Raw genomic sequence first — 12010 nt, forward strand, 5'->3', positions numbered from 1 at the left:
AAGAAACGGGTAACTCGTGGCACAGACTACCAATGATATTAAGAATGGATCGGTTTTGAACCTTGATGGTCAGCTTTGGACCGTCGTTAAGTTCCAGCACGTGAAGCCAGGCAAGGGTCCTGCTTTTGTGCGTACCACCATTAAGAACGTGCTCTCGGGCAAGATTGTCGACAAGACTTTTAATGCCGGCATGAAGATGGAGTTCGAGACCGTTGATAACCGCACGTTGCAATATTCATACGAAGATGGCGACAACTTCGTCTTTATGGATATGACCACTTACGACCAGGTTTATATTCCTAAGGTTTTGGTTGGCGAGCAGAGCAAGTATTTGTTTGAAGGCACCGACTGCATCGTAAGCTTCCATGATGGCACTCCTTTGAGCGTTGAGCTTCCAGCTTCCGTGATTTTGACTATTACTCACACTGAGCCAGGCTTGCAAGGCAATCGTTCTAACGCTGGTACTAAGCCTGCAACTGTGGAAACCGGTGCTGAAATCCAGGTTCCACTCTTCGTGGGTGAAGGCGAAAAGGTGAAGGTCGACACTCGTGACGGCTCTTACCTTGGTCGTGAAAACTAAAGAATTAATTATCTAATTAAAATAATTAGTTATCTAATTAAAATAATTAGTTATCTAATTAAATTAGCTATTTATTTCTCAATAATTTTTATAGAGTGACCCGGTGGCGATTATTCGTTGCTGGGTCGCGTAATTTTTGATACAACTTTATTAAGTAATTTTTATACGTTACACAGAAGGGCGTTACGATGGCACGTTCTACCGCTCGTAAAAGGGCTTTGAATACGCTGTATGAGGCGGATGAGAAGAATCAGCATATTCTTTCTTTGCTTGAGGAGCGAGTTAAGGAGCCTGGCGCTCAAACTCCGCTCCCAGAGTACGCTATTGAGATTGTTCGAGGCGTAGGAGAGCGACGTAACAGAATTGACAAGACGCTAAACCGCTATTCGACTGGCTGGAAAGTTGGCAGAATGGCTGTTATCGATCGCAATATTTTGCGCATTGCAGTTTGGGAAATGCTTCTTAATGATGAGATTCCAGATAAAGTTGCTATTGACGAGGCGATTGCGCTCGCAAAAATGTATAGCGATGACGAAGCTATTGCGTTTATTCACGGCTTACTAAGCGCGATTATGGCAGATAAAGACGCTTGCTTGGCAAAGTTTAATGGCGAATCTTCTCCTGAAGACGCTGCTACGGAAGAGTCTACGGAAGAAGCTGCTGCTGAGTAACGTCTCATTTTGCATGTTTTGAGACCCTCGCGCAGAATGCTTACTGCGTTAGTGTCTCTAGTTGATAGTTTTGGGACACGCGTGCAGTAGTCGCTCGCGCGGATTACGCGCTCGCTTACGAAACTCGCGTTGGAAGTCCACCGGACTTCCAACCTGAGCGAGTTTCCGCTCCGAGTTGCTTTCGCGCGCGCAATGCTGCGCTCAAGCAGGTCGTCGCGCCGGCGCGTCGCCCGTCCGCCAACCTGAGTAGACTTACCACGAATATCCTAAAGCCATAAGGGGGTTAAGGTGGATTACAGCGACACCTTTGCCGGATTCGGCAGTGATGATGCAGTATTGGTGTTGGAGGATGGTCAGGTTTACGTTGGTAAGCCTTTTGGTGCGCAAGGTTCTACGCGCGCTGAGATTGTGTTCTCCACGGGCATGACTGGTTATCAAGAAACATTAACTGATCCAAGTTATGATCAACAAATCGTAGTTCAAACATTCCCACACATAGGTAATACGGGAATAAATCACGAAGATCCAGAATCTGCCCACATTTGGGTTGCTGGTTACGTAGTTAAGAAGCCAAGCCCAGTAGTTAGCAATTGGCGAGCTGAAGGTTCCTTGGAAGACGATTTACAAAAGCAAGGTATCGTTGGCATTAGTGGTATTGATACTCGAAAGCTGGTACGTCATTTACGCTCGGTAGGCGTTATGCGTGCCGGCATTTTTTCTAATAAGGCCCTGGTTGATCCGTCAACCGGGGCTTTTCGCACCGTCGCTTCTTTCGTTGACGAAATTAAGCAAACTCCTCAAATGCAGGGCTTGCGTTTAACGGATGAAGTCAGTACTAAAGAAACGTACACGATTGAGCCTTGCGGTGATTTTGAAGGAAAAGATCCACTTTACACTGTTGTAGCAGTCGACTTTGGTATTAAATCTATGACTCCTCACCGTTTGGCTGAGCGCGGCTGCCGCGTGCACGTTGTAAGCTCCTCAATAAGCTTCGAATCGCTGCAAGCGCTTAACGCAGACGGCGTATTCTTCTCGAATGGTCCTGGAGACCCTAGCCAAGCAAATCGCGAAGTTGAGCTTTTGCGCAAAGTTTTGGATGCAGGTTACCCGTTCTTTGGTATCTGCTTTGGAAACCAGTTACTTGGTCGCGCGCTCGGCTTTGGAACTTACAAGTTGAAGTTTGGTCACCGCGGTATTAATCAGCCTGTAAAAGACGTTACAACCGGAAAAGTGGAAGTTACGGCTCACAATCACGGCTTTGCTGTGGACGCACCTCTTGACGGTCCTGTGCAATCTCCTTACGAAAACGGACACTTTGGTCGCGTGCTAGTTTCGCATATTGACTTGAACGACAACGTTGTAGAAGGCTTGCAATGCCTTGATATTCCAGCGTTCTCGGTGCAATATCATCCGGAAGCTGCAGCAGGACCGCACGACGCTTCCTATCTATTTGACCGTTTTGTGCAATTGATGCGCGAAAACGCTCGAAAAAGCAAGTAATACTCGAAAAAGCAAGTAAGATTTTAAGATTTACGGAAAGAGAAGTTTACTATGCCAAAACGTACTGATATTAAGTCGGTTATGGTAATTGGTTCCGGTCCGATTGTTATTGGTCAGGCTGCAGAATTTGATTATTCCGGAACGCAGGCTTGCCGAGTTCTTCGCGAAGAAGGTATTCGCGTAATTTTGGTCAACTCTAACCCGGCTACTATTATGACCGACCCGGAGCTTGCGGACGCAACATATATTGAGCCAATTGACACTTCGATTTTGGAGCGAATTATTGCGAAGGAGCGTCCGGATGCGCTTCTTCCAACGCTTGGTGGTCAAACTGCGCTTAATGCTGCAATGGATTTGGGTCGTGCAGGAATCCTAGAAAAATATAACGTTGAGCTTATTGGTGCTTCTTTGGAAGCAATCGACCGCGGAGAAGACCGAGAGCTTTTCAAAAAAGTCGTTGAAAAAGCCGGAGCTGAGTCAGCAAAATCCTTTATTGCTCACTCAATCGAAGAAGTAGACAAAATTGTTGAAACTTTAGGATACCCGGTAGTAGTACGTCCAAGCTTCACAATGGGCGGCTTGGGCTCTGGTATTGCTCATAACGAAGAAGAGCTTCACCGCATTGCAGGAGCTGGCATTCACTATTCTCCAACAAACGAAGTGCTTATTGAAGAAGGCATTGAAGGCTGGAAAGAGTTTGAGCTTGAACTTATGCGCGACGCAAAAGATAACGTCGTAGTTGTTTGCCCAATCGAAAACGTCGATCCTGTAGGCGTGCACACTGGCGACTCGATTACAGTTGCTCCTTGCTTTACGCTTACAGACCGCGAGTATCAGAAGATGCGCGATATCGGTATTGCTATTATTCGAGGCGTTGGCGTCGATACTGGCGGTTGCAATATTCAGTTTGCAATCAACCCTCAAACTGGTCGCATTATCGTCATCGAAATGAACCCGCGCGTGTCCCGTTCTTCCGCGCTCGCATCTAAAGCAACCGGCTTCCCAATCGCAAAAATCGCAACGAAACTTGCTCTCGGCTACACTTTGGACGAAATTCAAAACGATATTACTCGTTCAACTCCTGCAAGCTTCGAGCCAACAATCGACTACGTTGTAACAAAGATTCCGCGTTTTGCTTTCGAAAAGTTCCCAGGAGCAGATACCACGCTTACAACTTCCATGAAGTCTGTCGGCGAAGCAATGGCTTTGGCTGGAAACTTCCAGGAATCCCTTGGAAAAGCAATGCGCTCAATCGACAAGCGTCACTCATGCTTTAGCTGGGATGGTGAGCGCCCGAGCAAGGAAGAAGTTAATAAGCTTCTTGAAGAAATGCATACTCCAACCGAGCATCGCTACTTGCAAATTCAGCGCGCGCTTTGGGGTGGGGCAACGCCGGAGCAGATTTTTGCAGCAACAAAAATCGACCCTTGGTTTGTAGAGCAGCTGGCTCAAATTAACGAGACTGCGCTCGCAGTTCGTGAAGCTGAAACCTTAACTCCTAAAGTTTTGAAGCGCGCTAAGCTCGCTGGTCTTTCGGACGTTCAAATTGCGCATTTGCGTAATCTTGGCGACGAAGGCGAAAACATGGTTCGTGAGCTTCGTTGGGCTTACGGTTTGCGCCCTGTTTACAAGACTGTTGACACTTGCGCAGCTGAGTTCGACGCAGCAACTCCGTACTACTATTCTTGCTACGCTGACGAAAGCGAGTTGAAGAAGCGTGATCGCGAAGCTGTGATTATCCTTGGTTCTGGTCCAAACAGAATCGGTCAGGGTATTGAGTTTGATTACACATGTGTTCACGCTGTTCAGGAATTGGGCAAGGATTACGACACCATTATGGTCAATTGCAATCCTGAAACAGTTTCTACAGATTACGACATGTCTGATCGCCTTTACTTTGAGCCTCTTACTTTCGAAGATGTGCTTGAAATTTACGAAGCAGAAAAGAAGCTTGGACCTGTTAAGGGCGTGATTGTGCAGCTTGGTGGTCAAACGCCACTTTCGCTTGCCGCTCGTCTTAAGGCTGCAGGAGTTCCAATTTTGGGAACGACTCCTGAGGCTATTGATTTGGCTGAAAACCGTGAGCTTTTCGGCGAAGTTCTTCGTCAAGAAGGCATGAACGCTCCTCGATACGGCACAGCGTTAAGTCTTGAGGAAGCAAAAGATGCAGCTCACGCAATTGGCTACCCAGTTCTTGTGCGCCCAAGCTACGTGCTCGGCGGTCGTGGCATGGAAATTGTATATGACGATGCTCAACTTGCAAAGTATGTTGATCGCGCATTGGATGAGGCTCGAGCAGACACGGTTGTTTCTGGCAGATTGCCTTCGCCACTTTTGATCGATAAGTTCCTTCAGGACGCTATTGAAATCGATGTTGACGCGCTTTACGACGGTAACGAGCTTTATATTGGCGGCATTATGGAGCATGTTGAGGAAGCTGGTGTGCACTCTGGTGACGCTGCTTGTACTCTTCCTCCAAGCACGCTTTCGGACGATCAAATTCGACGCCTTCGCGAGGGTACGCTTTCGATTGCTCGCGGCTGCTCAGTTCGCGGTCTTATCAATGTACAGTACGCTTTTATGGCAAACACTTTGTATGTAATTGAAGCAAATCCTCGAGCGTCTCGTACTGTTCCGTTTGCTTCTAAAGCTACTGGCGTTGCTCTTGCTAAAGCTGCTGCTCGAATTATGGCTGGTGAAACCATTGCACAGCAGCGCAAGCGTGGACTTCTTCTCCCGCAAGGCGATGGCGGAGATATTCACCCAGGTCAGCAGGTTGCTATTAAAGCTTCTGTGTTGCCGTTCAAGCGTTTCCGCACTCCTGTTGGTCGTACGGTTGATATTTTGCTTGGACCAGAAATGCGCTCTACTGGCGAAGTTATGGGTTTTGATCGCGACTTCCCTCACGCTTTTGCTAAGAGCCAGCTTGCAGCATACAAGGGCGGTTTGCCTACCAGCGGCAACGTGTTTGTGTCCGTAAGTGATGCAGATAAGCGACAACTTCCACTTCTTGCAGTGCGATTAGTGGAGCTTGGTTTTACGATTTGGGCTACTGAAGGTACAGCTTCTGTGCTTCGTCGTTATGGCATTGATTCTGTTATTGTCGATAAGCTTTCTAGTCAGGGCGACACGGCGAAGGATATGCCAAATAGTGAGAAAGCGAACGAAAGAATCGGTAAGAATGTTGTAGAGCTTATCGAAAATGGTAAGATTGACATGGTATTAAATACGCCGAATTCAAGGGGATCGCGCACTGATGGTTATGCCATTCGTGCGGCAGCTGTAGCAGCTGATCTTCCACAATTCACTACTATTACCGAATTTGCACCAGTATTAATGGCTATTGAAGCTGTTAAGAACAACGATTATCAGGTGATGAGTATACAAGAACATGCTCAGCAGCTGTTTGCAATTGAACAGGCAGAAAGTCAAGAAAGTCGGGCTTAATACATGACCGAGAGCATTCGTGATCAAGAAGTGCAGGCGCAACGATCCGATTTTGGTTTGCGTTTGAAGAACGCTATGGCAAAATATGGACCATTGTGTGTTGGAATCGATCCTCATCGCAAAATGCTGCTTAATTGGGGATACAACATGGATGCTCTTGGAGCTGAACTTTTTTCTATGCGAATGCTGCAAGCTATGAATGGTAGGGCAGCGGCAGTTAAATTCCAATCCAGCATGTTTGAGCGCTACGGTTCTAAGGGTTTCGCAGCACTTGAGCGTGTGCTGTATGCCGCTCGTCAAATGGATATTATTACTATCGTTGACTGCGGTCATGGAGGATTGTCTACTACTATTTCTGCGCTTGCAGACGCATATTTTAAGCCTGGAGCTCCGCTTCTTGCTGATGCTATTACTTTGCTTCCCTATTATGGCGCACGTTCTATGGGCGGCTTAATTAACGAAGCTCTTAATAACGGTCGCGGTGTTTTTATTGCGTCTCTAACTTCTAATCGCGAAGGCGCAAGTTTGCAAACTGCTATTAGGCAGAGCGGAACTTACCGCGGAACTACTGTAGCTCACGGAATTGCTCAAACAGCTCAAAGTTTTAACAATAAAACTAAAGGAATGGGTTCTGTTGGTTTAATTGTTGGAGCTACTATTGGCGACTGGATGAACGGTGGTGGAATTGACGTAACCAGTTTTACTGGTCCAATTCTTTCTCCTGGTTACGGGTGGCAAGGTGCAGAAGCTGACGATTTAAAGCGTGTTTTTGCTGGTACACATGGTAATGTATTGGTAACTGTTTCGCGTTCGATTGCGTCGCATGGTCCAAATATTGGTGAACTTTCGGCTGCAACTGAACGCATAGCATTGGATATTCGTCAGGCTCTTGTTGATTCAGGCGAATGTGTGTAAACGAGGGGTAAGCAAATGGGTGCCACGGATGAGGCTGCAGTTTCGCAGTCTAGACGTCGATTAATCGTATTAACGGGTCCTACTGCGGCTGGTAAAGGCACAGTAGAAGGCATACTTCGTGAGAAGCATCCTCATATTTGGCTATCTGTTTCTGCTACCACTCGTGCGCCTAGACCTGGTGAATTTAATGGTATTCACTATTGGTTCTTGGATGAAGAAGAATTTGAGCGTCGTAAGCGTAATGGCGAATTCTTGGAAACCGCGCTAGTTCATGGCATGGCTCATTATGGTACCCTTCTTCAGCCTGTTTTGGATCATCTTACGCAAGATATTCCTACTTTGCTGGAAATAGATTTGCAAGGAGCTAGGCGCGTAAAACAAGAGGCTGCTCGTCTTGGATTAGAAGTTGTGTACGTGTTCATTGCGCCTCCGAGCTTTGAAGAGCTTAAGCGTCGTCTTATTGGTCGTGGTACTGAAACTTCTGAGCAGCAAGCAAAACGTTTGGAAACTGCTAAAGTTGAGATTGCTGCAGCTAAAGAGTTCGATGTTGTTATTGTGAATGATAATGCTGAGCGTGCTGCAGATGAACTGTGGAATGTTATTGCAAGCGAATACGACTTATAGTTAAAACTTACGCAATATCCAATCGATAGCATATAATAAGCCTTTTGGAACTATTGTAGCACCATAGAATTTGGAGAATATTATGGCATTAGGCACTCAGCCAACACCTACTGGTCTTGCGAATCCACCGATTGATGATTTAATGCAACATGCGGATTCCCAGTATGCGCTTGCCTTATTTGCTGCAAAACGAGCACGTCAAATTAATGCTTATTTTACTCAGCTTAATGAAGGTTTGCTTCAAAATGTTGGCCCACTAGTTGAGTATCAAAATCAAGAAAAGCCTTTAGCTATTGCTTTCCGCGAAATTAATGCTGGATTGCTTGAAGAGACTCTTGGTGAGGACGACTTAAGCGAAGGTAATTAATAAGCCTTGCTAATAAACGTCTTTATGGGTATTCGCAGTCGCGTATCATCCGTGCTCAATAAAGCGGATGCACGGCTGCGTTTTTCGCTTTATTTAGCCTATATTTAGCCTTTATCGACTATGAACTTAAGGGGGAAATGTGGAAGAACGTAAATTAATTTCTGCAGAATCTGTAACTGAAGGTCATCCTGACAAGTTATGCGATCAAATTGCTGACGCTATATTGGACGATATGCTTCGTCAGGATTCTCATGCGCATGTTGCTGTAGAGGTTTGTGCTTCCGTTGGTCAGTTCGTGGTTTTTGGTGAAGTGCGTGGTGAAGTTTATAGCGATATTCCGGGAATTGTACGTCAAGTTGTTCGTAATGTTGGCTACACGAGCTCCACAATTGGTCTTGATGCTGATTCTTGTGGTGTTATGGTTTCTTTAACTGAGCAAAGTGCGGAAATCAATCAAGGTGTTGCTAGGTTGGATGCTTCTTGTGAGAGTGCATCTTCTCGTGAGGAGCGCTACGCTGCTCAAGGTGCAGGCGATCAAGGTGTTATGTTTGGTTACGCTAGCGACGAAACAGATACTTTAATGCCTTTGCCGATTTATCTTGCTCATCGTTTAGCTCAAAAGCTTGCTAAAGTTCGTAAAGATGGCACTGTTGCGCATTTGCGTCCGGATGGGAAAACTCAAGTAACGATTGAGTACGATTCCAAAGGCACGCCTAAACGTTTGGATACTGTGCTTATTTCTACTCAGCATGATCCAGAAGTTTCTAGAGACTGGTTACAAGATCAGCTTGTTGAGCATGTTGTTAAGCCTGTGTTGGACGAAGTTCTTGCTCAAAAAGTTGCGCACGATTCGTACCGTATGCTTGTAAACCCTACTGGTTCTTTTGTTTTGGGAGGCCCTGCTGCTGATTCGGGCTTAACTGGTCGAAAAATTATTGTTGACACTTATGGTGGTGCTGCTCATCATGGTGGTGGAGCTTTTTCCGGTAAGGATCCTAGTAAAGTTGACCGTTCTGCAGCTTATGCAGCTCGCTGGGTTGCAAAAAATATTGTGGCAGCTGGTTTAGCTCATAAGGCAGAAGTTCAAGTTGCTTATGCTATTGGTATTGCTGATCCTGTAAGCGTAAACGTAGAAACTTTCGGAACTGAAGCTGACGGTATTACGCGCGCAGATATTGCGCGTGCTGTGCGCGAAGTATTTGATTTGCGTCCGGCTGCGATTATTGACGAGCTTAACTTGCTTCAGCCAATTTATGCTCCAACTGCAGCTTATGGTCATTTTGGTCGTATGGATGTCAAATTCCCTTGGGAAGAAACGAATCGTATTGAGCAATTGAAAGATGCGCTAAAAAAGTAGTTTTATTGATAAATTTTGCTGTAAAATAACAGTAATTATGTGATGTAATTCAAGTAAAACTAAGGGTTATTTATGGCAGAGCAACCTTCGCTAGACGGCTTAGCGCGTAAAACAAGACGTAAGCGCAATGCTGTTTCTCTAGTGCCTGCTAATGAATGCCCTATTGCGCATGTGATGCTCGATGTTCAAGCTTCACATTTAGGTCGTACTTTTGATTACTTGATATCGCAAGATCAAGATGAATCTGCTCAGCCTGGGGCGTTTGTACGCGTTCGTTTTGGAGCCCAAAAACTCACTGGAGTTATTTGGTCTCGTTCTTCGCATACTGACACCCCTCATGCTGCTTTAAGATTTTTAGAACGAGTGTTTCCTTCAGATGTTTTGCTTTCTAAATCTTTGCGAGACGATATTGACGCCATAGCTAAAGCTTATGGTGGAACTAGCTCAAATATTTTGCGTCTTGCTGTGCCTCAACGCGTAGCTCGTGTTGAGCATGAGGAAGTTTTTGACAACATACGCTTGCAACGCAGAAAACAGTGGCGTGAAAATCTTAAGAAGCGTTTGCAAAACGATAACAATACAAACCCAGGTTACGCTACAACTTCTCGCATGATTTATGATTACGAAAATGCAAATATTTTATACAATGCATTAATCAAAAAATCTATTGACGCAAGTTTTAGTGAAAATAAAGCAGAAAATCAATTAGTCAAGCAAGCAGAAAATAATTCTTCTCAATCTTTTATTGTAGACGCTTTACCAGGTTCTTGCCGGCTTGCACAAGATTTAGCGTGGATGATTGTCACTGCTTTAAGCGCGTGTAAGCAGGCTGTTGTAGTTTTGCCGACGCTAAGAGAAGTCAATGATGTAATGCGCGCGCTAATGGTTTATGGCTTAAAGCCATATAAGCGCGTAAGTGAGAATCATCGTGGTTTTTCTGCTGGAAGTTTTGATGGCGATGTCGCTCGACTTTGTGCTGCGGATCCTCCAGCTGATAGGTATAGAGCTTGGCGCGCAATCGCGTCCGGAATAGTTCCTTGCGTTCTTGGTACTAGAGCTGCAATGTATGCTCCAGTTGAGGGAGATGCTTTATTTGCGATTGTTGAAGATTGCGCGTACCAATATGCTGATGGCATGATGCCGTATGCTCAAGCGCGTGGCGTTATGCGGCTTCGTGCGAAAAGGCATGGCGGCGTATTTGTGTCAATGTCGTATTCCAGAAGTGCGCTTAGTCAAAGTGAAGTAGACTGCTATATGTCAAATGCGCAAGATGCGCAAACTACTCAATCTGCGCAAAGTGTGCAAGGTGAGCAAGCTGTTCAAACTGCTGAGGCTGCTAAAACTGTTAAAACTGTTAAAGCTATTCAAGCTGCTAAAACAATAAGCGGATCTAGTATACCTGTAAGCGCGAGTAAACTTGCTCGCGAAAAGTTAGTTCCTTGGGTTCGTTGGCTTAATCGTGAAGCTTTACTAAAATTAGCTGACCCAAGCATTGGCGCTCGCATACCGCATAGCGCAGTAAGAGCTATTAACGATGCTCTTTCGGATGGTAAGCCTGTGCTGCTTTCTATTGAGCAAGATGGTGTGACGCAATCGGCTATATGCTCTTCGTGCAAACGTCAAGCGCGCTGTAGACGATGCACCGGGCCTCTTGATGTTGCAAATAGTCAGCAGACAGCACGTTGCTCATGGTGTGGTGCTAGTGCAATAAATTGGTCTTGTTCTAATTGTGGCAGTAGCAATATGCGAGTTATACGAGTTGGCGCTGTTGGCGTTGCAGAAGAATTATCTAAACTATTTCGTAACGTGCCTATTATTATTTCGTCACAACACCAACCGAACGGAATTATCCAGTGCATTGATGAAAAACCTGTAATTGTTGTTGCAACTCCTGGATGTGAGCCTCGCGTACAAACGCAAGACGCAAATTGTAATGGAGAATACGGTGTTGTAGCAATACTTGATACGTGGGTAAGTTTGTACGCTTCAGGGCTTGATGCGCGAATAGATACGCTTAATTCGTGGATGAAAGCTTCTGCTTTATGTGCTCCTAGAGCGCGTGGAGGAAGTGTACTTCTTATTGGTGAAACGTATCCTGTTCTTGCGCGCGCGCTTACATTGTGGGATACGACTCAACTTTCTTGCAATGAGTTTTCAGAAAGAGCTCAAGCAATATTGCCGCCTTGCGTAACTGCAGCATGCGTATGGGGTGCTCGTGATGCGGTTATGCGTGCGCTTGAAAATATTGGTGCAATGCAAGAAAATCTTGGATGCGAAAGTAGTCAAGATGCTGATTTTTCTGCAATTTCTCCATTATTAGGAATTGTTCCAATGCATCCGCCTGTTACAGACAAATACCAGCATTTTGACGATATTTACGACCGTGTAAAAGCTGTAGTAAGAGTTCCGCTTTATTTAAGACAAGAATTAGTGAACCGATTACACAAGGAAGTAGCTCGTCACGTAGCAACACGTGCTGCAGGAGAGTTGCGTTTTTGTGTTGATCCAAAAGATTTATTAGCGTACTAATTTACTAATAGGGGAGAGAA

At 45.5% G+C, this 12010-nt stretch carries 9 protein-coding genes; all 9 read left to right on the forward strand.

Features of this window, described 5'->3' with window-relative positions; genetic code table 11:
* Positions 1–16 precede the first annotated feature (16 nt).
* The 9 genes from efp (at position 17) to HXT29_RS01300 (ending at position 11990) form a co-directional block, all read left to right on the forward strand.
* Positions 17–580, forward strand: a complete 564-nt coding sequence (efp, locus tag HXT29_RS01260) for an elongation factor P (RefSeq protein ID WP_422118405.1) — start codon at positions 17–19, stop codon at positions 578–580.
* Between the two features lie 188 nt (positions 581–768).
* A complete protein-coding gene (gene nusB / locus HXT29_RS01265) occupies positions 769–1251 on the forward strand; it encodes a transcription antitermination factor NusB (RefSeq protein WP_004106395.1) in 483 nt (160 codons plus the stop codon).
* A 288-nt stretch (positions 1252–1539) separates the two neighbouring features.
* Complete coding sequence (carA, locus tag HXT29_RS01270; RefSeq protein WP_064340539.1) at positions 1540–2751, forward strand: glutamine-hydrolyzing carbamoyl-phosphate synthase small subunit; 1212 nt, start codon at positions 1540–1542, stop codon at positions 2749–2751.
* 51 nt (positions 2752–2802) lie between these two features.
* Positions 2803–6198, forward strand: coding sequence for a carbamoyl-phosphate synthase large subunit (gene carB, locus HXT29_RS01275; RefSeq protein WP_004119051.1), 3396 nt, complete (start codon positions 2803–2805; stop codon positions 6196–6198).
* A gap of 3 nt (positions 6199–6201) precedes the next feature.
* Positions 6202–7113, forward strand: coding sequence for an orotidine-5'-phosphate decarboxylase (gene pyrF / locus HXT29_RS01280; RefSeq protein WP_004106386.1), 912 nt, complete (start codon positions 6202–6204; stop codon positions 7111–7113).
* Between the two features lie 15 nt (positions 7114–7128).
* A complete protein-coding gene (gene gmk / locus HXT29_RS01285) occupies positions 7129–7737 on the forward strand; it encodes a guanylate kinase (protein ID WP_117009017.1) in 609 nt (202 codons plus the stop codon).
* Between the two features lie 82 nt (positions 7738–7819).
* Complete coding sequence (gene rpoZ, locus HXT29_RS01290) at positions 7820–8104, forward strand: DNA-directed RNA polymerase subunit omega (protein ID WP_004106383.1); 285 nt, start codon at positions 7820–7822, stop codon at positions 8102–8104.
* A gap of 139 nt (positions 8105–8243) precedes the next feature.
* Positions 8244–9461, forward strand: coding sequence for a methionine adenosyltransferase (gene metK, locus HXT29_RS01295; protein WP_004106381.1), 1218 nt, complete (start codon positions 8244–8246; stop codon positions 9459–9461).
* Positions 9462–9533: 72 nt separating this feature from the next.
* On the forward strand, positions 9534–11990 hold the full coding sequence (locus HXT29_RS01300; RefSeq protein ID WP_117009020.1) for a primosomal protein N': 2457 nt from the start codon (positions 9534–9536) through the stop codon (positions 11988–11990).
* Positions 11991–12010 lie beyond the last annotated feature (20 nt).

The organism is Gardnerella sp. DNF00550, from assembly GCF_049262685.1.
GTDB lineage: Bacteria > Actinomycetota > Actinomycetes > Actinomycetales > Bifidobacteriaceae > Bifidobacterium > Bifidobacterium leopoldii.

Coding starts and splice junctions, on each gene's coding strand:
- nusB (WP_004106395.1), top strand. CDS start 769: ATGGCACGTTCTACCGCTCGTAAAAGGGCTTTGAATACGCTGTATGAG.
- carB (WP_004119051.1), top strand. CDS start 2,803: ATGCCAAAACGTACTGATATTAAGTCGGTTATGGTAATTGGTTCCGGT.
- pyrF (WP_004106386.1), top strand. CDS start 6,202: ATGACCGAGAGCATTCGTGATCAAGAAGTGCAGGCGCAACGATCCGAT.
- gmk (WP_117009017.1), top strand. CDS start 7,129: ATGGGTGCCACGGATGAGGCTGCAGTTTCGCAGTCTAGACGTCGATTA.
- rpoZ (WP_004106383.1), top strand. CDS start 7,820: ATGGCATTAGGCACTCAGCCAACACCTACTGGTCTTGCGAATCCACCG.
- HXT29_RS01300 (WP_117009020.1), top strand. CDS start 9,534: ATGGCAGAGCAACCTTCGCTAGACGGCTTAGCGCGTAAAACAAGACGT.